Origin of the sequence: Oxalicibacterium sp., from assembly GCF_035565035.1 — a bacterium.
Lineage (GTDB): Bacteria > Pseudomonadota > Gammaproteobacteria > Burkholderiales > Burkholderiaceae_D > Oxalicibacterium.
In genome coordinates this window covers 1-22,735 of record NZ_DATMTD010000068.1, presented here as the reverse complement: position 1 = coordinate 22,735, position 22,735 = coordinate 1, and the positions used below count along the sequence as shown (strand labels likewise).

The following is a 22,735-nucleotide window of genomic DNA, read 5'->3' as shown; positions in this document are numbered from 1 at the left end:
CATGTCCGAAAATCGTCATTCATCCATCGGGATTCACGGACTGCATGCGCATGAAGGCGCGCGCGGTTTCAACCGGATTCGTCTGTTGAAGCGCACGCAGCGTGTGGCATTGTTGATTCTCGGCGTGTTGCTGGTCGGCGGTCTCATCGTCATGGGCCTTCGTTTTGCCAAAGGCAGTGCGCTGGCCGAAACATCGCGCGAGCAGCAGATGCGCTATGTCAGCGTCATCAGTCCGAAGAGTTCGGCGGAAGACAGCCTGATGCGCCTGCCCGGCACGCTGCAAGGCAGCATCGAGGCGCCGATCTATGCGCGTACCAGCGGTTACGTCACGCGCTGGTACAAGGACATCGGCGATCAGGTCAGGCAGGGCGACTTGCTGGCGCAACTCGATACGCCGGAAGTCGTGCAGCAGCTGAACGAAGCGAAGGCTGCACAGGCGCAGGCCATCACCAACCTGCAACTGGCGAAGAGCACATTCGAACGCTGGGATGCCTTGCGCAAGCGCGATGCGGTTTCGCAGCAGGATCTGGACGAGAAGCGCAATGCGCTGGCCGTCGCGGTCGCCGCCGATACGTCTGCCAAGGCAACCGTGCAGCGCCTGCAGGATCAACTTGGCTACAGCCGCATCGTCGCACCGTTCGCCGGCGTGGTGACGCGTCGCAATATCGATATCGGCAATCTGGTCGATGCCGGCGGCAGCTCCCGCATCCTGTTCACGCTGGCGAAGAGCGATCCGCTGCGCGTCTATGTCTTCGTGCCACAGAATTATGCGCCGCAGGTCAAGGCCGGCAACAAGGCGGAAATCACGTTGCGCGAACTGCCGGGTGAAAGTTTCCGCGGCACGATTGCTCGCACGGCCGGTGCAATCGATCCGTTGACACGCACGATGCAGGTAGAAATCAGCCTGCCGAATCCGGATGGCAAACTGCTGCCGGGTTCGTATGCACAAGTCGGCATCAAGGCGGCCGGCGGCAGCCAGACCGCATTGACTGTGCCGAGCAATACGCTGTTGTTCCGCCCGGAAGGATTGCGCGTGGCGGTGGTCGGTGCCGACGGCAAGGTGCACTTGCAACCGGTCACGATCGGGCGCGAGCTGGGCGTGCAAGTCGAATTGAGTAGCGGTGTCACGGCGGCTGACAAGCTGATCGTCAATCCCGCCGACTCGCTGAACGAAGGCGACATGGTCAGCGTGGAAGTCGACGAAGCCGATAACGCCCGGGATGCCAAGCCGGCAGCGAAACAGGAGAGCGCATCGTGAACCTGCGTTGCGCTTCCGCACCGATATTGCTGGTCGCCCTGACGCTGGGCGGTTGCGCAGTCGGTCCCGATTACCAGCGTCCCGAGGCGCCGATGGCGACGACGTGGAAAACCGAACCAGGCTGGCAGGCCGGCAATCCGCGCGACGGCGAACTGAAGGGCGCATGGTGGAAGATGTTCGGCGATGCGCAACTGGATGCATTGCAGGACCAGGCGTTGAAGAGCGGCCAGACCATGATCATTGCGCAAACGCGCGTCGATCAGGCCCGTGCACAGGCGAATGTCGCGCACAGCGCTTACTTCCCGACGGTGGGTTTGCAGGGCGGCGTGACACGCAATCGCACATCGGCTGAACGTCCGCTGAGCAATCGCAATTCGGTCAACAGCTCGATCGTGCAGAATGATTTCAATGCGGCATTTACCGTCGATTACGAGCTGGATCTGTTCGGTCGCGTGCGTCGCCAGGCCGAAGGCGCAGTCGCCAGCATGGAACAGGCGCAAGCGGATTTTGAAAACACACGCCTGATCCTGACGGCCGAACTTGCCGCTGATTATTTCGCACTGCGTGCCGCCGACGCGGAAATCGATCTGTTGCAACAGACGCTGGCCGCACAGAACAAGGCGCTTGATTACATCAACGCGCAGCATGAACTGGGTGCGGTATCGGGACTCGACCTGAATCAGCAACAGGGGCTGACCGCCGCAACAGAAACGCAATTGACGCTGCTGCAAGACCAGCGCGCACGTTACCAGACGGCGATTGCCACACTGGTCGGCGTGCCTGCGCCGGATTTCACGCTGGCTGCCGATCCGACATTGGCGCAGGTGCCGGCGATTCCGTTGACGGCACCGGCTTCGCTGCTGGAACGCCGCCCTGACATCGCCGCGGCCGAGCGTGCAATGGCGGCAGCCAATGCGCAGATCGGTTTGGCGCGCAGCGCCTACTTCCCGTCGTTGGGGCTGTCTGGTTTGTACGGCAGCGATGCCAACAAGATGGGCAATCTGTTCAGTGCGCCGGCCTTGCTGTGGGCGATCGGCGTCAGCGCGACGCAGACCATATTCGATGGCGGCCGCATGGGAGCCAATATCGATTTCGCCGAAGCAGGTTATCAGCAGGCCGTGGCTGGTTATCGGCAAAGCGTATTGACCGCTTTCCAGGAAGTGCAGGATGGCTTGAACAGCGACGCCGCCCTGACGCGCGCCAGTGCATCGGCGAAAATTGCAGCGGACAGCGCCGATCGTTCGCTCGGCCTGTCGACCGATCGCTATCACAGCGGCCTCGCGGCAAACCTGGAAGTGGTCGTCGCGCAGCAGACGCTGCTCGGCTATCGCCGTCAGGAAGTGCAGTTGCGCGGACAGCGATTGCTGAATACAGTCAGACTCATCAAGGCATTGGGCGGCGGCTGGCATACAGACGTTGTGACAAATCCTGCTGCAACTTCAACCAGGAAGACCGCAGCTTCTGCGGCTTCGTCCAGCTAATCGGAATTCCCGGAACGGACGCGTCATGAAAATCCTGCTGGTCGAAGACGAACCGAAGACAGTCGCCTATCTGCAGCGCGGGCTGACTGAGCAAGGCTATGCAGTTGATGTTGCCAATAACGGCATCGACGGACAGCATCTTGCCTTGACCGGCGATTACGACGCCATCGTGCTCGACATCATGCTGCCCGGCCGCGACGGCATTACCGTGTTGCAGGCCTTGCGTCGCGAGAAGGAAACGCCGGTCATCATGCTGACGGCACGCGGCGAAGTCGATGATCGTATTCATGGCTTGCGCAACGGCGCCGACGATTATCTGGTCAAGCCGTTTTCGTTCCTTGAACTGCTGGCGCGCCTGCAGGCGCTGAGTCGACGCGGCCGTCCGCAGGAAGCGGCGCATATTCGCATCGCCGATCTGCATATCGACCTGATCGCACGTCGCGCCACGCGTGGAATGCGACGCCTTGATCTGACGGCAAAGGAATTTGCATTGCTCGCCGCGCTTGCACGGCATCGTGGACAGGTACTTTCGAAAACCGTGATTGTCGAGATGGTGTGGGATGTCAATTTCGACAGTAATACAAACGTCGTCGAAGTGGCGATCAAGCGCCTGCGCACCAAGCTCGACGAGCCATCGGAGATCAAGCTGCTGCACACGATACGCGGCATGGGCTATGTGCTGGAAGAAAAGCGCGATGCATTCGAATGACATCATGAATCAATCCGCGACCAATACCAGAGAAGCACACTCGATCGCACGGCGTCTTGCGCTGATGTTCGCGCTCGCCGCTGCCGCCGTGTTCTTCACGGTAGGCGTGGTGCTGTACAACATCCAGTGCAATGAAATGCATCGCCATCAGCGGCAGGAAATCCTGACACGCTTCGAATTTGTCGAAAGCCTGATCGCGCGGCGCATGGAAAACACCGACAAGTGGGCGCTGCTGGAAAGCAAGCTGAAGGAACTGACGCCGCAGGACGGCAAGGTCATGTATCTGGTGACCGGCGATGATCCGCGTTATCGCCTTGGTACGCCGTTTCCTGCCGATGCGGAAATCAAGAATGAAGGCGACGGCGTCAAGCGCGTCATCACGCCGACGCGCAGCTACCTGACGTATAGCGAAGAAGTGCCGCCGCTCGGCGATCGCCCCGCTGTCATGCTGACGGTTGGTGTCGATCCGAGTGCGTTCGACACGACCAGTCATGCGTTGAACGTGGCGCTGGTCATTGCGTCGATTTTCGGCGTACTTGCGGTGGCAGGCCTCGGTTGGTGGATTGCACGTCGCAGCCTGATGGCGGTCGATCGGCTGTCGCAGCATGCACGCGAACTGAGTCCGCGGAATTTATCCGAACGGTTGCCAGTCAACAAACTGCCAAGTGAACTGAACGGTCTGGTCCTGTCATTCAACGGGGCGTTGAGTCGTGTCGAACAGGCTTATCTGCAACTATCGACATTCAATGCCGATGTCGCGCATGAATTGCGTACACCGCTCGGCAATCTGATCGGTCAGACACAAGTCATCCTGTCACGTGAGCGTACGACGGCAGAACTGGAAGAAGTGCTGCAGTCGAATCTGGAAGAGCTTGAACGTCTGCGCACCATCATCAACGACATGCTGTTCCTGGCGCAGGCGGATCGCGGCATGCGTGCCGACAATCTGGTGAAGACGTCGATTGCCGATGAGGTATCGAAGAGCGCGGAGTTTCTTGAAATGCTGCGGGAGGATGCCGGCTGCGCGTTGCGCATCGAAGGCGATGCGCAGGCACCGATCGAACGCTCGCTGTTCGGCCGTGCCATCACCAATCTGCTGTACAACGCGATCCAGCATTGCGACTGCAATTCGGAGATCGTCATCCGTATCGAGGATGGACGCGACAGCGTCGCCGTCACCGTCAGCAATCAGGGCATGCCGATCGACGCCTGTCATCTTGATCGTTTGTTCGACCGTTTCTACCGCGTCGATTCGTCACGCACCGACAGCGTCAACAGTCACGGCCTCGGCCTGGCCATCGTCAAGGCGATCGCCGTCATGCATGGCGGCACCGTGTTTGCCAAAAGCAGCGGCAACGAAACCATCATCGGCCTGACGATTGCGCACGGCACGACGCCATAATCGACGTCGCAATATTCGTGCGCAATGCCGTGCGCATCAGGTCGTCAGTGTCTGCAGTTCGCCTTTCGCGATACCCGTCACGGTGCGCCACGCCAGTCCCAGAATGACCACTGTCGCAATACCGAGCAAGACGCCGGCGATGACATCCGTCGCCAGATTGTCGGCATGTGCCGCATAACGCAAGGCTGTCGCCGCGGTTGCCGCCAACGGGAAGCTGGCAGCCCACCACCCGACACGGAACGGGCAGCAGCGCGGCAGGTGACGCAGTCTGCCGAGCAGAACAGCCGTCATGAACAGCATCAGCATGTACAACGCTTCGGCAAAGAAATCGATGGTGCCGGTGGTGGCAACGTAGGCAGCGAAACCCACAGCGAACGGCGCGCCCAGAATCAGCAAGGACGGCTGCATCGCCGAAGGCAGCGGATCTTCATACATCAGTCTTGCCAGAATCAGCGTGAACAGCGGAATCGCAAAAAACAGTCCGACAGCGGTGGCAAACAGCATCACGCTGTGCAGTTCCGTCTGCCAGCCCAGTGCGGGAATCGCGAGTGGAATATCGATCAGGCCGACCGCAGGAACGATCCACGCCGGTGTCGCATGGGCGATTTTCTGCTTCGTCGTGATCCAGCGCGAGACGATGGTCCACGCAAAGATGGTCATCAGTACTGCGCCGATAGTCCACACGATGCGTGCGAACGTCAGATTGATATCCGCCAGTAACAACGGCAACAGCAGCAGGCTGACCAGTGGCGTGCCGAACAGATTGCCGGCAACGGGATGTTCGAATTCTGCACGTACGGCGGCAAAATCGGTGAAGGCCTTGATCGCATAACCGGTGCTTTGCGCAATGAATGCCAGCACGGCGAGGATGCCAATTGCGTGTGCGATCCACAAAGGTGTGCCGTACTGCGCATGCGCAAAACGCCAGGCGACTGACAATCCTGTCAGTCCCATGACGGAACCGAACAAGGCGACTGGCAGATAACCAAGGCGCTTCCTGGTCGGTGACGATTCTATGGTTGTTGTATTCATGTTTTCCTCCCTCGATCCGAGTCTGTGACTTGCCGCGCAACAGCGGTTCGATTGTCTGTGCGACAAGCGAACCGCATTGCATCAAGCCTTGGCCGTTGTTGACGTGGCGGCGATGACGTCCAGGGTACGCGCCGAATACACCAGGGCCGCGCCCGCATTCATTGAAATGGCGACGCTCAGCGCATCGGCGATTTCTTCACGGGTGGCGCCTTGTTCCAGCGCGCGCGGCACATGGATGGCGATACAGCCGTCGCAACGCGTGGTGACGGCGACCGCCAGCGAAATCAGTTCCACGGTTTTTGCATCGAGACGATTGCCTTTGACTGCGGCGTCCGCGAGGGTTTGATAACCCTTGATCGTATCCGGCGTGATCTTTGCGATTTCGCCGACGCGGCCCATTAATTCGGTGCGATAGTTGTTCCAGTCCAGCATGATGTTCTCCTTGGTTGATCAAGGCTGCGACAAGATGTCGTTGCCATGGACAGAGTATTGCGCGATCAGCCGATATCATGAATACTGTTACGGATTCATTTTTAGCGAATTCGTCTCATGGATGCTTTGACCCGCCTGATCCAGCTTGCCCGGCCGCAGGCAAGTCTGGAACTGCGCTGCCAGCTGGCAGGAAAATTCGCGTTGCCGCACGAATCGCCGCCAACCGTGGCCTTCTTTCATCTCGCGTTGAGCGGCCGATGTGCGATCGAACTGCCGGATGGTTCATTGCTGACACTGGAAGCCGGCGACATCGTGATGTTTCCGAGAGGTGGCGCGCACTGGATACGCGATATCGATCTGCGGGCGAAGCGGGCGACGCCGCCGACTTTTTCACACGATGGATTGTTGAAGCTGGAAAGGGTCGGCAGCGGCGAGCCGGATATCGATCTGCTGTGCGGGCGTTTCGACTACGCGCAAGGTCCGGCGGCGTTGCTGCTGCGTACCTTGCCCGACCCGTTGCATGTGTCGCTGGCCGATGCCGACGGTACGCAGCGATTGCATGCGCTGGTTTCGCTCATGCGCGACGAGGCAGAGCGACGCCAGCCGGGCGCACTGGCGATTGTCACGGCACTGAGTCATGCGCTGTTTGCGATGGCGTTGCGCGCATACAGCGCGAAGCATCCGAATGTGGCAAGCGTGCTGACGCTGTCGTCCGATCCACGACTGGCACCGTCGATTCAGGCGTTGCTGGCAGAACCGGGCCATGCGTGGACGATCGAGGAGCTGGGTGGAATTTCAGCGATGTCACGTGCAACGTATGCACGGCATTTTCGCGACAAGTCCGGCATGACGGTGTGGGAATTCCTGACACAGGTGCGCATGACGATTGCCGGCGATCTGCTGTTGCAGACGACACGCAACGCTGCAGACATCGGCATGGAAGTGGGATATCAATCCGAAGCGGCGTTCGGCAAGGCATTCCAGCAATACATGGGCATCACGCCGGGCCGCTATCGCAATAATCGCCACAGTGGACGGCGCGATGAGTGAGCGGTAGCGTCAGCTCGCCGCTTTTTTTTCGGCCAGTGCCTGCTTCAGTTGCTGATCGGCCTGCGAATCTTTCTTGTCCGGATCGACGCTGGTGACGCCGTGCGCCACCGTGTATTTGACATAGGCGGCGATCAGTTCGCCCATGAACGATTTCTGGTCTGATACTTTCTGCCAGCCGTTGTCGCCGCGTTCTTCCACCGTTGCATCGGCACCGTTGAACTTGATGCTGAACGCGGTCGATTTATCCGCCTGTGCAAAATCGTCCAGAAAATTCTGCATCGATGCGCTGGGCGAATCGCCGCCGAATGCTGCCATCGCCGCATCCAGCGCTGTCTTGCGTTGCATCTGCGTGGAAGAAAGCAGTCCGTTCAGCTGATTGCCGAGATCGGGCTGGTCCTTGAGCATTTTCTGGAACGCGTTGTTGCGCGCATCGCCATCCAAAGACAATTTTCCATTGCTGGCGCTGATACGCAGGCTGGGCGGAACTTGAATCCCGTAGGCGCGCAGCGCGGCGTTCAGATTGTCCGTCAGACTGCCGGTGGACGTCGTGTCCAATCCGCTGGCGGGTGAGACGCTGCTGAGCGTGGCGGCGAATGATTCGCCGATTTTTACCTGACGCGTCGTGACGCCGTACTGCGAGCCGATGCCGCGATTGTTGTTGACTCCGTCCATCGAATTCTCCCCTTGGCATAAAACAGACAAAAGGATCAATCTATCCGGGAGGGTGCGTCGGGCATCCAATGAATATAAAGGGGAAAAAGGCGTTCTTTCGTTTTTTCCTGCAAGAGAAGCCTTTTTAAATCATATTTGGCAGTGCAATGACAATCAGAGCTGCACGGGTGCGTTCAGCAAATATACGTGTGCTGGAATTGCGTTCCGATCCGAGAATGATTCAACGGAAAAATGATCAACGCGCTTGCGTCGTCGCTTCCGTTTGATGTTTCTTCTTATGCCGACGGTAATACACCGCCGCGCTGATCAACAGTCCCAGCATGATGCAGAACTCCGCACCCAGCGCGGCGACCGCCGCATGCAGATAGCTGCCGTCGAAGTGCAGCGTCTGTGTCAGCACCGCGCCCAGCAAGGCAGAACCCAGTCCGAACGACGCCTGCTGCACGGTGGACAGCATCGAGCCGCCGGCACCCGCCTGTTCGGTCGGCACATCGGACAGGCCGATGCGGAAGAAGCAGCTGACGATCAGCGCCTGGCCGCCGCCAATCAGGATCGTCGCCGGAATCAGGTGGAAGGCATCGGGATGCGGCCACACCAGCTTCAGCGTCAGCATCAGGCCAAGCAGCCCGCTCATCTGGATTGCACAACCGAGCATCAAGGTCGGCACGCGCCCGATGCGCTTGACGACGCGCGCGCTCAGCAAGGAGACGATGAAATACATCGCGCCCATCGCGACGAAGGCGTTACCCGCATGCAGTGCCGACAGGCCGGCGCCACTTTGCAGGGTCAGTGCCAGAGCAAACATGTAGCCGCTCCAGCTGGAAAAGAACAGTACCGCGATCAGCAGGCCGAAGCGTGTGCTCGGGATGCGCAGCAAGGCCGGCGGCAGCAGCGGATGTGCGCCGCGTTTTTCCAGTCCGAGTTCCACTTTCCACAAAATCGCGAGTAGCGGCAGAACGGCCATCAGCATCAACAGATAAGGCCATGACCAGTGCATGACGGGGCCGAGCGCGAGCGGCAATAGCAGGCAGATGATGACCATCGCTAGTAACGCGGTACCGATCAGATCGATATCGACCGTGATCGAACGCCGGGTTTCGGGAATCCATTTTGGCGTGGCGAGCAGCAGACCGATGCAGATCGGCAGGTTGATCAGGAACACGCTGCGCCAGCCGAGTCCGGCGATATCGGCCGAGACCAGAAAGCCGCCGAGCACCTGGCCGACGATGAAGGCCAGTCCGCCGATCGCGCCGTAGTAGCCGAGCGCTCGCGAATGATCGTGGCCGGTGAGGCCGACGTGAATCGTCGCCAGAATCTGCGGCACGATCAATGCGGCGCCGATGCCTTGCAGCACCCGTGCAGCAAGCAGCATCCAGATCGAGCCGGCCAGTCCGCACAGCAGCGACGCGACACCGAAGATTTGCACGCCCCACAGGAATAACTTGCGGCGACCGAAGTTGTCGCCCAGTCGTCCGCCCATGGCAAGACAGACTGCGAAGGCGACGCCGTAGACGGCGACGATCAGTTCAAGTTCTGTTTCCGATGCGTGAAACGTGTGCGAGATCGCATCGAGCGCGACGTTCACGATCGAAAAATCAATTTGCGGTAACAGCTGTCCAGCGAGGAGCACCAGCAAGCCGATGGAGCCGAGCTTGGTGTGCGATTGAGACGTATGGGCGGTCATGAAGAAATCCGGAAAAGCGGCAGACGATGAAGACATGTCGTGTGACATGAAGGCCGCTGCAGCATGGTACAGCGACTTCATGTTTCGCGTATTCCACCGGTATGACACGACTCTTTTGTCTGCCGACGTTTCGCACGGATCTCGCTAAACTATCGAGAGAAATCCGGGCTTCCCTTCAATTGTTTTGTGATGGCGGTTGTGGCATCGCCGATGACGATGCTGCACGCCAGCCGCCACCGAGTGCCTTGATCAGCAACACGCTGGCAGCAAGACGGCGATTCTGGATATTGACGGCAGTGGTTTCGCTGCTCAGCGCGGTTGCCTGCGCCGTGATGACATCGAGATAACTGACGATGCCGGCCTTGTACTGATTGGTTGCCAGTTCGACCGAGCGACGTGCTAGCTGCACAGCTTCATCCTGTGTTTGCGCTTCCTGTTCGAGAATGCGCAAGGCGGCGAGATTGTCTTCGACTTCCTGGAATCCGGTCAGCACCGTCTGCCGGTAGATCGCGACGTTTTCATCGTAGGCAGCAATGGCCTGATCGCTTTGTGCGCGACGTGCACCGGCATCGAACAATGTCTGCGCCAGCGACGGACCGATCGACCAGAAGCGGTTCGGCAACGACAGCAGGTTCGACATGCTGTTGCTCTGGTAACCGACATTGGCCGCCAGTCCGAGCGAGGGGAACCATGCAGCCTTGGCAACGCCGATTTCCGCATTTGCGGCAGCAAGGCGGCGTTCGGCGCCGGTAATATCCGGACGGCGCTCAAGCAGTGCGGACGGTACAGCGAGCGGTATCGACGGTACGGATGCAGTCAGCGGCGCGACGGTGATGTCGAATTCCGCTGGTGCCTTGCCGACCAGCAGCGCAATTGCGTGTTCGAGTTGCGCACGCTGGATGCCGACATCCAGTGCCTGCGTCTGCGTCGTTTTCAGCTGGGTCTGGGCGCGAATGACATCGGCACGCGCGACGATGCCGGCCGCGTATTGGTTCTGCGTCAGTTGTACTGAACGCTCGTAGTCGGCCAGCGTGCGATCCAGCAAATCCTTTTGCGAATCGAGTGCGCGCAACTGAAAGTAATTCTGCGCCAGTTGCGCATGCATGCTGAGTCGCACGTTCTCCAGATCGGCGGCGCTGGCCTGCGCGCTGTTGCTGCTGGCTTCGACCGAACGGCGGATGCGACCCCACAGATCCGGTTCCCAGCTTGCATTCATCGACAATGAGTGATTGGTACGCGCGCCGGAAGAGACGCTCGATGTCGTCAGCTGATTGTTGCGCACGGTCGCGCTGCTGGAACGCGTGACATCGAATTCCGCACCGACGGTCGGAAAGAATTCGGAGCGCGCGCCCTGCACCAGCGCCAGTGCCTGACGGTACGCGGCATCTGCCTGCGCCAGGCTGAGATTGGAGGTGGTGACCTGTTCCTGCAGCGAATTCAGCAGAGGATCGTTATAGATTTCCCACCACTTGCCGCGGATTTCCTGATCGCGCGGTTCGGCCGTCTTCCAGCCGGCGGCTTCCTTGAAGGCCGTTGGCTGCGCCACCTCGGGACGCACGTAATCGGGACCGACTGCACACGCGCTCAGCAATACCGTCGATGCGGCAACGGCGAGCAGTTTCATTTGATGGCCGTGCAATTTCATCCAACCTCCAGATACTTTTTCTTTTTTCATCTATTAACTTACTGCGTCCGCTGCATGCGCAGGACGACCGCGCCAGCGCGACCATGTGCGATGGCTCCATGTGCTGAAGCGATCCATGTACAGATAGACGACCGGTGTCGTGTACAGCGTCAGCATCTGGCTGACGATCAGGCCACCGACGATGGTGACGCCGAGCGGGCGGCGCAATTCCGAGCCGGTGCCGGTGCCGAGCATCAGCGGCAGCGCGCCGAGCAATGCCGCTGCGGTCGTCATCATGATCGGACGGAAGCGCAGCAGACAGGCCTGATGAATGGCGTCGCGCGGCGAGCGGTTTTCCGTACGCTGGGCCACGAGCGCGAAGTCGATCATCATGATCGCGTTCTTCTTGACGATACCGATCAGCAGGATGATGCCGATGAAGCCCATGATCGACAGGTCCATGTGAAACAGCAGCAGCGCGAGAATTGCCCCGACACCGGCAGATGGCAGCGTCGACAGGATCGTGATCGGATGCACATAGCTTTCGTACAGCATGCCGAGCACGATGTAGATCGTCGCCAGTGATGCGAGAATCAGGAACGGCAGGCTGGCGAACGACGACTGGAATACCTTGGCCGTACCCTGGAAGCTGCCGTGTACGGTGTTCGGCATGTTCAGCGTGGCGACCTTGTCGTTAATTGCCTGCGTTGCATCGCTGAGCACGACACCGGGTGCCAGATTGAACGAAATCGTGGTCGCCGCAAACTGGCCCTGATGGCTGACCGACAGCGTGGTGGTGGTCGGTTCGAAACGCGAGAATGACGACAGCGGCACCATCACGCCGTCGTTGCTGCGTACATAAATATCCTTCAGTGTTTCCGGACGTTGCCAGTATTGCGGCGCAACTTCCATGATCACGTGATACTGGTTGCGTTGCGCATAGATGACCGATGCCTGACGCTGGCCGAAGGCATCGTACAGTGTCGAGTCGATGGCAGCCTGCGTGACGCCGAGGCGTGTCGCCGTGTCGCGATCGATCGTCAGCGTGATCTGCAGGCCCTTGTCCTGTTGCGTGGTGTTGACGTCGACCAGTTGCGGCACCGTGCGCAAGGCTTCCACCACGCGTGGTCCCCATGCGGTCAGCTCGTTCAGGTCATCACCCTGCAGCGTGTATTGATACTGCGAATTGCTGGAACGGCCGCCGACGCGGATGTCCTGCGTCGCCTGCAGATACAGCGTGGCACCCGGTACGCGCGCAAGTTTGCCGCGCAGGCGGTTGATGACCTCGTCGGCGCTGATTTTGCGCTCGGCCAGCGGCTTCAATGCGATGAACATCTGACCGGTATTGCGCTGACTGCCGCCGGTAAAGCCGATCACGCTGGCGACCGCCGGATCGGCGCGGACAATCTCGATGAAGGCGGCCAGTTTCGGCTGCATTGCCTGGAACGATGTCGCCTGATCGGCCTGGATCATGCCGGCGATACGGCCGGTATCCTGCTGCGGAAAAAATCCTTTCGGCACCACGCCGTACAGATAGACGTTGAAGCCGATCACGGCGAACATGATCAGCATCATGATGCGCGTGTGGCGTAGCGCCCAGTTCAGGCTGCGTTCGTAATGACGGACCATCCATTCGAACACGCGTTCGCTGGCGACGTACCAGCGGTTCTTTTTCTGTTCTTCCGTTTCGCGTCGCAGGATACGTGCGCACATCATCGGCGTGGTCGATAGCGACACGACCAGCGAAACCAGCACGGCGACCGATAGCGTGATTGCGAATTCATGAAAATAGCGACCGACCAGCCCGCCCATCAACAGCATCGGGATGAACACCGCGACCAGCGAAATCGACATCGACAGCACGGTAAAGCCGACTTCACGCGCGCCGAGCAGCGCCGCCTGCAACGGTTTCATGCCCTTTTCTATATGTCGCATCACGTTTTCCAGCACGACGATGGCATCATCGACGACGAAGCCGGTCGAGATCGTCAATGCCATCAGCGAGAAATTGTTCAGGCTGAAGCCGAGCAGATACATGATGCCGAACGTGCCGAGCAGCGAGATCGGCACTGCCACGCTCGGGATGATGCTGGCACGCACGTTACGCAGGAAAAGGAAGACCACCATGATCACCAGCGCGATCGAGACCAGCAGCGTGAATTCGACGTCGTGCAGCGAGGCACGAATCGTCGTCGTCTGATCGAGCACGACGTCCATGTTGATGGCAGCCGGAATCGATGCCTTCAGGTTCGGCAGCAATGCGCGGACGCGATCGACGGTTTCGATGATGTTGGCATTCGGCTGGCGATTCATGATCAGCAGCACCGAGCGCTTGCCATTCGCCATGCCCGCATTGCGCAAGTCCTCGACCGAATCGGTGACTTCGGCCACGCTGCTCAATTGCACCGGTGCTCCATTTTTGTAGGCAACGATTAGCGGTCGATACTGGTCGGCGGTCTTGGCCTGATCGTCGGTGGCGATCTGCCATTGGCGATCGGTGCTTTCGACAAATCCTTTCGGCCGGTTGGCGTTGGTGCTCTGCAAGGCGGTACGCACCTGGTCGAGGCCGATGCCGTACTTGTTCAGCGCCATCGGATTCAGTTCGACGCGCACGGCCGGCAGCGAACTGCCGCCGACGGAAACCTGGCCGATGCCTTGCACCTGCGACAATTTCTGTTGCAGGATGGTCGAGGCGGCGTCGTACATCTGCCCTTGCGTCATCGTGTCCGATGTCAGCGCGATGATCATGATCGGTGCATCGGCCGGATTGACCTTGCGATAGGTCGGATTGCTGCGCAGTGTCGACGGCAAATCGACGCGTGCGGCGTTGATCGCAGCCTGTACGTCGCGTGCAGCGCCGTCGATGTCGCGGTTCAGGTCGAACTGCAGCGTAATGCGCGCCGAGCCGAGTGAACTGCTCGACGTCATTTCGGTGATGCCCGCGATGCGGCCCAGCGATCGCTCCAGTGGCGTGGCGACGGTCGATGCCATCGTCTCCGGACTGGCGCCGGGCAGCGACGCCGACACCGAGATCGTCGGGAAATCCACCTGCGGCAACGGCGATACCGGCAGCAGGCCGAACGACACGATGCCCGCCAGCGCAATGCCGAGCGTCAGCAACGTGGTCGCGACGCCGCGATGGATGAAGGGCGTGGACAGACTCATGGCGGCGTCATCGCTTCGCTGGAAGATTCGTCCGGCGCATCGTCTTCATCCTGGCGCTTCTTGCCGAAGCGTTGTGCCAGACGGTCGAAGGCCAGATAGATCACCGGTGTCGTGAACAGCGTCAGCACCTGACTGACGATCAGGCCGCCCACGATGGAGATGCCGAGCGGACGGCGCAACTCCGAACCGACGCCCGTGCCCAGCATCAACGGCAATGCGCCGAGCAGCGCCGCCAGTGTCGTCATCATGATCGGACGGAAGCGCAGCAGGCATGCCTGATAGATCGCGTCGCGCGGATTCATGCCGTCCTTGCGTTCGGCTTCCAGCGCGAAGTCGATCATCATGATCGCGTTTTTCTTGACGATGCCGATCAGCAGGATGATGCCGATCACCGACACGATGCCGAGATCGGTGCGCGCGATCATCAGCGCCAGCAAGGCCCCCATGCCGGCCGACGGCAAGGTGGACAGGATCGTGATCGGATGAATGTAGCTTTCGTACAGCACGCCGAGCACGATGTAGACGGTGACGATGGCGGCGAGGATCAGCAGCAGCGTATTGGCGAGCGACGCCTTGAACGCCAGCGCCGCGCCCTGGAAGCTGATCTGCGTGCTGTCCGGCAGGCCGATTTCGGCTTTGGTTTTCTCGATCGCATCGACCGCGTCGCCAAGTGACGCACCCGGCGCAAGGTTGAACGAGATCGTCGTTGCCGGGAACTGGCCGACATGGTTGACGACCAGCGGCGTCGAGCGCTGCACCAGCGTCGTGATCGTCGACAACGGCACCTGCTGGCCGTCGGACGTGGCGACATAGATGTGGCTGAGGGCTTCCAGCCCTTTCTGGAATTCCGGTTTCACTTCCAGCACGACGCGATACTGATTGGTCTGCGTGAAGATGGTCGAGACGATGCGCTGGCCGAATGCGCTGTACAGCGTGTTGTCGATCGATGCCGGTGTGATGCCGAGTCGTGATGCACTGTTGCGATCGATGATGATGGCGGCCTGCAAGCCGTTGTCCTGCAGGTCGGTGGCGACGTCACGCAGTTGCGGCAATGCGTTCAGTTTATCGACCAGCTTCGGCGCCCAGGTGCTGAGCAGCGTCGGATCGGCATCCTGCAACGTGAACTGGTATTGCGTGCGCGAGACACGTGTTTCGATCGTCAGGTCCTGCACCGGTTGCATGAACAATGAGATGCCCTGCACGTCGGCCAGCTTGTGCTGCAGACGTTCGATGATCTCCGATGCGTTGGCATCGCGCTCTTCATGCGGCTTCAGGTTGATCTGGATGCGGCCACTGTTCAAGGTCGTGTTGGTGCCGTCGACACCGATGAACGACGACAGGCTGGCGACATCGGGGTCCTGCAGAATCACTTTCGCCAACGCCTGCTGGCGTTCGGCCATTGCAGAAAACGAGATCGATTGCGGCGCTTCGGAAATGCCCTGAATCACGCCGGTGTCCTGCACCGGGAAGAAACCCTTGGGAATGAAAATGTAGAGCAGCGCCGTCAGCACCAGCGTGACGATGGCGACGATCAGCGTCGCGGTCTGTCGCTCCAGTACCCACGTCAGCCATTTGCCATATTGCGCAATCGTGCGATCGAAGAAGGCGCCGGATGCGTGATAGAAACGGCTCTGCTTTTCTTCCGGTGTGTGATGCAGCAGTTTGGCGCACATCATCGGCGTCAGCGTCAGCGACACAACAGCGGAGATGATGATTGTGACCGACAGCGTGATGGCGAATTCGCGGAACAGGCGGCCAACGACGTCGCCCATGAACAGCAGTGGAATCAGCACCGCGATCAGCGAGATCGTCAGTGACAGAATCGTGAAGCCGATCTGTGCCGATCCTTTCAGCGCAGCCTTCAACGGCGACTCGCCTTCCTCGATGTAACGCGAGATGTTTTCGATCATCACGATTGCATCGTCGACGACGAAGCCGGTCGAGATCGTCAGCGCCATCAGCGACAAGTTGTTCAGGCTGAAGCCGGCGAGGTACATCACGCCGAACGAACCAATCAGCGACAACGGCACTGCCACGCTCGGAATGATGGTGGCAGGAATGTTGCGCAGGAACAGGAAGATCACCAGCACCACCAGCGCGACGGCCAGCACCAGTTCGAACTGCACATCCTTGACCGACGCGCGGATGGTCGTCGTGCGATCGCTCAACAGCGATACTTCGACCGATGCCGGTAGCGACGCCTGCAATTGCGGCAGCAATTGCTTGACCTGATCGACCACCTGAATCACGTTCGCGCCCGGTTGCCGCTGGATGTTCAGGATGATGGCGGGCTGCTCGTTGACCCATGCAGCCTGCCGCACGTTTTCGGCATCGTCGACGATGTCGGCGACATCGGTCAGGCGGATTGGCGCATTGTTCTTGTACGCGACGATGATCGCGCGGTATTCGTCGGCGGAGCGCAGCTGGTCGTTGGCATCGATCGTGTACGCGCGCGCCGGACCGTCGAAGCTGCCTTTCGCCTGATTGACGTTGGCGTTGCCGATCGCGGTGCGAATGTCCTCGATGTTCAGGCCGTAAGCGGCGAGCGCGGTCGGATTGGCCTGGATGCGTACTGCAGGGCGCTGACCGCCGGACAGGCTGACGAGGCCGACGCCATTCACTTGTGAAATCTTCTGCGCGAGACGCGTATCCGCCAGCGATTGCACCTGCGGCAACGGTAATGTCTTCGACGTCAGCGCCAGTGTCAGGATCGGCGTGTCGGCCGGATTGACCTTGCTGTAGATCGGCGGCGCGGGCAGGTCGGCCGGCAGCAGGTTGCCGGCGGCATTGATCGCGGCCTGTACTTCCTGTTCGGCGATGTCGAGGCTCAGTTCAAGACTGAATTGCAGCGTAATGACCGATGCGCCGCCCGAGCTGGTGGACGACATTTGATTCAGGCCCGGCATCTGGCCGAACTGGCGTTCCAGCGGCGCGGTGACGGACGACGTCATCACGTCGGGACTGGCGCCCGGGTACAGCGTGACAACCTGAATCGTCGGGTAATCGACTTCCGGCAAGGCCGACAACGGTAGCATGCGGTAGGCAAGAATGCCGACCAGCAGGATCGCGACCATCAGCAGCGAGGTCGCTACCGGCCGCAGGATGAAGGGGCGCGACAGGCTCATGGAGTGGCGCCCTTGCCTGCGTCCTTGTTAGTCTTGAGTGAATTTTTGTTGGCGGCTGCTTGTGCAGCCGCAGATGCGCCAGGATGTGCATCGGCCTGAGCATTGGCCCTGCTGGCGCCGTCGCGTTTTTGACGGTTGCCGTTGCCGCGTTGACCATGGGCACCCTCTTTTGCGGCGACTGCCTGGCCGTCCTTCATGGCCACATCGACTTTCGCGCCTTCGCGCAACTTGTCGGCGCCATCGACAACGATCACGTCGCCGCTCTTCAGGCCGGAGACGATTTCCGTATCGTCGCCTTGCGCGGTGCCGGTTTGCACGGCACGAACCGAAACGGTGCGGTCGGCATTGACGACATAGACGAACGCGCCCTGGTTGCCATGCTGGATACCGGCCGAAGGCACGATGACGACGCCGCGTTTCGTATCGACCAGCAGGCGCGTGTTGACGAACTGGTTGGCGAACATGCTGTAGTTGTCATTGGCGAATTGCGCCTTCAATTTGACGGTGCCGGTGGTCGGATCGATCTGATTGTCGACGGTGACCAGCGTGCCGCTGGCGAGCTTGTTCAGTTGCGCGCGGTCGTAGGCATCGACGGCGAGTTTTTCGCCGGCCTGCAGTTTCTTCATCACGGCAGGAATATTGTCTTCCGGCAGCGTGAAAACGACGCTGATCGGTTGCAATTGCGTGATGACGACAATGCCGGTGGTGTCCGATGTCGACACGATGTTGCCCGGATCGACCTGGCGCAGGCCGACGCGGCCGCCGATCGGTGCGGTGATGTTGGCGTAGGTCAGTTGCAGTTTTGCCGCATCGATCTGCCCCTGGTCGACCTTGATCGCACCTTCGTACTGGCGTACCAGCGATTCCTGTGTATCGAGCTGCTGCCGGGCGATCGAATCCTGCTTGAACAGCGTGCGATAGCGCTCAAGATCAATCTGTGAATTTTTCAGCAGCGCCTGATCGCGCGCCATCTGGCCTTCAGCCTGCGTCAGTTGCACCTGATACGGGCGCGGATCGACTTCCGCCAGCAAGTCGCCTTTCTTCACGAGCTGGCCTTCGTGGAACAGAATCTTCATCAACTGGCCATTCACCTGCGTCTTGACGGTAACAGCGTTCAACGGCACAGCCGAGCCGAGACCGTTCAGATAGACGTTGATGTCGCCGGTACGGGCAGAGACAGCGACCACCGGCATTGGCCGGTTCATGGCGGCCGCGCCGCCACGGCGCATCGATTGCGCGCCGGCGGCACTGTCGGCTTCGGCCTTGCGTTGCTCGACGAAATGACGAATGCCGAAACCGATCGCAATCAGTACCAATAGCCAGATCAGCCATTTGAGCCAGCGGCGTCGCGATTTTCCTGTCGCGGGATCGGAATGGTTGTCTGGTACGGTCAGCTTGTTCATCGTTTGTCAGGAAAGATCGATAAGGTCGAATTGGAAACTATGGAGAGGACGTGTGACGCCTTCATGTAGTTATGTGTATTTTTGTATAGTTGCTTATGTAGTTACTCTAGCTACTTTTGTGTCTTCACCTCGGCAGCGTGAGAATGGCAGACAGGCCGCCGCCCTCGCGCGTTGCCAGCACCAGATCGCCGCTGTGAGCACGCGCTATCGCACGTGCAATCGCCAGCCCGAGACCGGTGCCGCCGGTATGTTTTGCCCGCGATGCCTCGAGGCGGACATACGGTTCGAACACGCGTTCCATTTCGGAAGGCGGCATGCCGGCGCCGCGATCCTCAATCCGAATCTCCAGCATGCGCTCGCTGTCGGTAACGATCATGTCGATCTCTTCGCTGCCGTAGCGATGCGCATTTTCCAAGAGGTTGACGAGACAGCGTCGCAACGCCTGCGGGCGCGCGGGCAGCGGCTCGCCGGCTTGTCCGCTCAAGCGCACGCATGCGCCGATGGCGAGCATGTCTTCGGTCACGCTTTCCAGAAAGGCGTTGAGATCGAGACGGACGATCTTCTCCTGCGTCGATCCGGCGCGCAAGAAGGCGAGCGTGTTGCCTATCATCTCATCCATTTCGACCAGATCGTGTTCCATTTTCGACTTGAGTTCGCTGTCGCTCAGTTTTTCCATGCGCAGCCGCAATCGCGTGATCGGCAGCCGCAGATCGTGCGACACGCCGGCCAGCGCCTGCGCGCGTGTTTCCAGGTGGCGCTTGAGATCGCGCTGCATCGCATTGAACGCCTGTGCGGCGCGCGCAACTTCAAGCGGACCGCGTTCCGGCAATGGCGGTTGTTCCAGATTGCGCGCGAGACCCGATGCGGCGTCAGCCAGCGACGCCAGCGGGCGTGTCAGACGACGTACCGCCCAGCCGGCCAGCAGAGCGACCGAAATCGCGAGTCCGAGCAGCAGACCGCCCAGACGCAACGGCCAGTCCATGTGCGGTTGCGGCAGGCTGTGACGAAATGTCAGGACCGTGCCGTCGGTCAATTTTGCCTGGCCGATCAAAAAGACGATAGGCGGGCCTTCATAGCCGGGATGCGTTTCGAGGAAGTCGCCATCGATGCTCGACGGTGTCGGCGGTTCGAACGCGATTTCGCGATGGCGACGGTCGTTATGACGGATCGACAGCACCTGAATCGGCAGATCGTCGTCGAGTTCGTTTTCCACATGCGCGATGAAGGCTTCGGTGTCTTCGGATTGAACGACGCCGGTTTCGTGCCACGGTTCGCTCAGCGTCAGCGACGTCGGCGGAATGTTCAATGCATGCAGCAGCCGCACGCGTTCGTTCGGCAAGGCATTGTCGAGAATCGTGATGAAACCGGCCACGCGCTGCGCCGTGTAGGCGCCGCGCAATCGTTCGCCGAGCCGCACGCGATCGTCCAGCATCAGCCAGAAACCGGCGGCCTGCACGGCAATCAGCCCGGCCAGCAGTGCCAGCAGGATCTGCCCGAACAGCGTGCGCGGCAGCAGTTTCATGACAGCCTCACGTTCTGCGCTCGACGCTGGCGACCAGCATGTAGCCTTCGTTACGCACAGTCTTGATCAGCGGTTCCTCGCCATCGTCGTTGAGACGGCGACGCAGGCGGCTGATCATGACGTCGATGGTGCGGTCGAACGGTGCGGCTTCACGATTGGAAAAGACTTCGAGCAGTTGATCCCGTGAGAGCACGCGGTTCGGATTGTCGGCCAGCACTTTCAGCAGGCGGAATTCGCCGGACGACAGCGAAACGACGACACCAGTGGTATCGACCAGATGATGCGCATTCAGGTCCAGCACCCAAGAGGCGAAATGCAGTTCCCGCGCCGGGGCGGTCTGACTGCCGGATTCGCCGGAACGACGCAGGATGTTTTTGACGCGTGCCAGCAGTTCGCGCGGGATGAAGGGCTTGTGGATGTAATCGTCGGCGCCCATTTCGAGACCGATGATGCGATTCACTTCGTCGCCGCTGGCGGTCAGCATCAGGATCGGCAGAGAGGATTTGGTACGCAGCGTGCGGCACAGCGTCAGTCCGTCTTCGCCGGGCAGCATCAGGTCGAGGATCACCAGATCGACAGTCTGCCTGCCGAGTTGCTCCCACATCTGGGCGCCATCGCTTGCCAGCAGCACGCTGTAACCCCAGCCGCCGAAATATTCATGTAGCAACTGACGCAATTCGGGGTCGTCATCGACCACCAGTATTTTCTTCTCCATCGAGCGTCCTTGGTTCTTGCCTTTTCGTTTTCAGGGAGAAGAATAGCGTTAGAGCGGCCGGGCCGGTGTCCGCAGATATTATTTTTAGCCAATTTTTACGTTGCATTAACAAAAAGGACGCTGGCCGTAATACTTCATTTACATCCGGTCTGTTTAATGACTGCATTCAACGATTCACAGGATGCAACATGCAAACGATCCAGCGCAAACCCTTTCGTATGCTGGCGGCGCTGGGTGCCGGCACCGTTCTGACCTTTGGCGTTCAAATGACGGCCGCCGCCGCGCCATTGGAGAACGCCGTAACAACGCAGGACAATACAAAAATGGAACACGATTGGGCGCGTCATCGGCAGGAACAGATGAAAACGCGTCTGGCAAAGGCGGCTGAACATCTGCGTATCCAGCCGAACCAGCAGGCAGCCTGGGAGGCTTACGCAAACGCAATCGAAAGTCCGATCGGCAATGCGCAAAAGGCAGATCAGGGGCCAACTGACGCTGCCGGTATCGCGCGTCATCGTGCCGACATCGCCGCTGCCTACGCAGCAAAAATGATGAACATCGCCGAAACGACAGCATCGTTGCAAGCAGTGTTGACACCGGAGCAACAACGGAAGTTCGACGAGATGGTCCGACATGCACGACACGGTGGCGATCGCGACTGGCGTCATCCTCATGCTTCCCTGCATGGCAATGCGACGCAACGAAATGACGCCCAGACGGTCTCTCCGTAAACGAGGCGCAAATATGGTGCTGCCCGCGGTCAACGCCGTCGCTGCTGCCGCGTTTTGAAGCAAGGAGGATTATTCATCATGAAACTGTTCAAGCCATTGTGCGCATTCGGCCTGCTGGCCGTGGCGCTGACCAGCAGTTCGGCATGGGCCGATCGCTATCACTCGCATGTCGGCGTGGGTGTCGTCATCGGTGGTCCGGTCATCGGTCCGGGTTACTGGCACCCGGGATATTCGCCGTATTACTACCCGCCCTATCCTTATCCGTATCCGCCGGTCGTCGTTGCGCCCTCGCCGCCACCGGTTTATATCGAGCAAAGCCAGCCCGCACCGGACGTGCAGCAGCAATTGCAACCGCAGCAACAGACCAACGACTGGTTCTATTGCCGCAAGCCGGACGGCTATTACCCGTACGTCAAACAATGCCCCGGAGGCTGGCAGCGCGTTCCGCCGCAGCCTCCTCAACGCTGATTTGAAGGAAGCAACATGTCTCCGATTCTGAAAACTTCTGCCCTCGTTGCCGGCGTACTGGCCCTCTCCGCCTGTACCACCGTGCCGACGGGCCCGAGCGTGCTGGTGCTACCGGGTTCCGGCAAGAGCTTCGACCAGTTCCGCGCCGACGACATGGATTGCCGCCAGTACGCGCAATATCAGATGGGCGGCCAAACAGCCGGTTCCAATGCGGTCGATTCCGGCGTACGCAGCGCAGCGGTCGGTACGGCCGTCGGCGCAC

The 22,735-nt window shown here is 59.9% G+C and carries 17 protein-coding genes and 1 pseudogene; 8 read left to right on the top strand and 10 right to left on the bottom strand.

Annotated features, from left to right (window positions below; all coding sequences use genetic code 11):
- Nucleotide 1: 1 nt before the first annotated feature.
- The 4 genes from VN114_RS06510 to VN114_RS06495 are packed head-to-tail and all read left to right on the top strand — an operon-like array spanning nt 2 to nt 4,850.
- Nucleotides 2-1,258 (top strand): efflux RND transporter periplasmic adaptor subunit, encoded by a 1,257-nt coding sequence (locus VN114_RS06510; RefSeq protein ID WP_325513180.1) that lies wholly within the window; start codon nt 2-4, stop codon nt 1,256-1,258.
- Nucleotides 1,255-2,739: an efflux transporter outer membrane subunit gene (locus VN114_RS06505; protein WP_325513178.1), complete on the top strand. Its 1,485-nt coding sequence runs from the start codon at nt 1,255-1,257 to the stop codon at nt 2,737-2,739. The genes VN114_RS06510 and VN114_RS06505 overlap by 4 nt, the downstream gene beginning before the upstream one ends.
- A gap of 25 nt (nt 2,740-2,764) precedes the next feature.
- Nucleotides 2,765-3,448 (top strand): heavy metal response regulator transcription factor, encoded by a 684-nt coding sequence (locus VN114_RS06500; protein ID WP_325513176.1) that lies wholly within the window; start codon nt 2,765-2,767, stop codon nt 3,446-3,448.
- 4 nt (nt 3,449-3,452) lie between these two features.
- The gene (locus tag VN114_RS06495; RefSeq protein ID WP_325513174.1) at nt 3,453-4,850 is read left to right on the top strand and encodes a heavy metal sensor histidine kinase; all 1,398 of its coding nucleotides are present in this window, start codon (nt 3,453-3,455) and stop codon (nt 4,848-4,850) included.
- Nucleotides 4,851-4,886: 36 nt separating this feature from the next.
- On the opposite strand, the gene VN114_RS06490 is transcribed toward VN114_RS06495, so the two are convergent.
- Complete coding sequence (locus VN114_RS06490; RefSeq protein ID WP_325513172.1) at nt 4,887-5,882, bottom strand: SLAC1 anion channel family protein; 996 nt, start codon at nt 5,880-5,882, stop codon at nt 4,887-4,889.
- An 81-nt stretch (nt 5,883-5,963) separates the two neighbouring features.
- Nucleotides 5,964-6,314 carry a carboxymuconolactone decarboxylase family protein gene (locus VN114_RS06485; RefSeq protein WP_325513170.1) on the bottom strand — a complete coding sequence of 117 codons (351 nt, stop codon included), beginning with the start codon at nt 6,312-6,314 and terminating at the stop codon, nt 5,964-5,966.
- 117 nt (nt 6,315-6,431) lie between these two features.
- On the opposite strand from VN114_RS06485, the gene VN114_RS06480 reads away from it, so the two are divergent.
- A complete protein-coding gene (locus tag VN114_RS06480; protein ID WP_325513168.1) occupies nt 6,432-7,364 on the top strand; it encodes an AraC family transcriptional regulator in 933 nt (310 codons plus the stop codon).
- Between the two features lie 9 nt (nt 7,365-7,373).
- Here the strand turns inward: VN114_RS06480 and VN114_RS06475 are convergent, their stop codons facing one another.
- The 8 genes from VN114_RS06475 to VN114_RS06440 all read right to left on the bottom strand — a co-directional run bounded on the left by VN114_RS06475 (nt 7,374) and on the right by VN114_RS06440 (nt 21,274).
- Nucleotides 7,374-8,036 carry a hypothetical protein gene (locus tag VN114_RS06475; protein WP_325513166.1) on the bottom strand — a complete coding sequence of 221 codons (663 nt, stop codon included), beginning with the start codon at nt 8,034-8,036 and terminating at the stop codon, nt 7,374-7,376.
- Nucleotides 8,037-8,271: 235 nt separating this feature from the next.
- Nucleotides 8,272-9,720 carry an MFS transporter gene (locus tag VN114_RS06470; RefSeq protein ID WP_325513164.1) on the bottom strand — a complete coding sequence of 483 codons (1,449 nt, stop codon included), beginning with the start codon at nt 9,718-9,720 and terminating at the stop codon, nt 8,272-8,274.
- Nucleotides 9,721-9,895: 175 nt separating this feature from the next.
- Nucleotides 9,896-11,365 carry an efflux transporter outer membrane subunit gene (locus tag VN114_RS06465; RefSeq protein WP_325513163.1) on the bottom strand — a complete coding sequence of 490 codons (1,470 nt, stop codon included), beginning with the start codon at nt 11,363-11,365 and terminating at the stop codon, nt 9,896-9,898.
- Nucleotides 11,366-11,398: 33 nt separating this feature from the next.
- Complete coding sequence (locus VN114_RS06460) at nt 11,399-14,509, bottom strand: multidrug efflux RND transporter permease subunit (protein WP_325513161.1); 3,111 nt, start codon at nt 14,507-14,509, stop codon at nt 11,399-11,401.
- Nucleotides 14,506-17,634: an MdtB/MuxB family multidrug efflux RND transporter permease subunit gene (locus VN114_RS06455; RefSeq protein WP_325513159.1), complete on the bottom strand. Its 3,129-nt coding sequence runs from the start codon at nt 17,632-17,634 to the stop codon at nt 14,506-14,508. Before VN114_RS06455 ends, VN114_RS06460 begins: the two co-directional genes overlap by 4 nt.
- A complete protein-coding gene (locus VN114_RS06450; RefSeq protein WP_325513157.1) occupies nt 17,631-19,037 on the bottom strand; it encodes an MdtA/MuxA family multidrug efflux RND transporter periplasmic adaptor subunit in 1,407 nt (468 codons plus the stop codon). The genes VN114_RS06455 and VN114_RS06450 overlap by 4 nt, the downstream gene beginning before the upstream one ends.
- Nucleotides 19,038-19,161: 124 nt before the next feature.
- The gene (locus tag VN114_RS06445; protein WP_325513155.1) at nt 19,162-20,559 is read right to left on the bottom strand and encodes an ATP-binding protein; all 1,398 of its coding nucleotides are present in this window, start codon (nt 20,557-20,559) and stop codon (nt 19,162-19,164) included.
- Between the two features lie 7 nt (nt 20,560-20,566).
- Entirely contained in the window at nt 20,567-21,274 is a 708-nt protein-coding gene (locus VN114_RS06440) for a response regulator (protein ID WP_325513153.1), read from the bottom strand.
- Between the two features lie 188 nt (nt 21,275-21,462).
- Between VN114_RS06440 and VN114_RS06435 the strand changes: the two genes are divergently transcribed.
- The 3 genes and pseudogenes from VN114_RS06435 to VN114_RS06425 form a co-directional block, all read left to right on the top strand.
- The gene (locus tag VN114_RS06435; protein ID WP_325513151.1) at nt 21,463-22,005 is read left to right on the top strand and encodes a Spy/CpxP family protein refolding chaperone; all 543 of its coding nucleotides are present in this window, start codon (nt 21,463-21,465) and stop codon (nt 22,003-22,005) included.
- A 78-nt stretch (nt 22,006-22,083) separates the two neighbouring features.
- On the top strand, nt 22,084-22,473 hold the full coding sequence (locus tag VN114_RS06430) for a hypothetical protein (protein WP_325513150.1): 390 nt from the start codon (nt 22,084-22,086) through the stop codon (nt 22,471-22,473).
- A 15-nt stretch (nt 22,474-22,488) separates the two neighbouring features.
- Nucleotides 22,489-22,735 (top strand): annotated as a pseudogene (locus VN114_RS06425) (hypothetical protein); the annotation flags it as partial.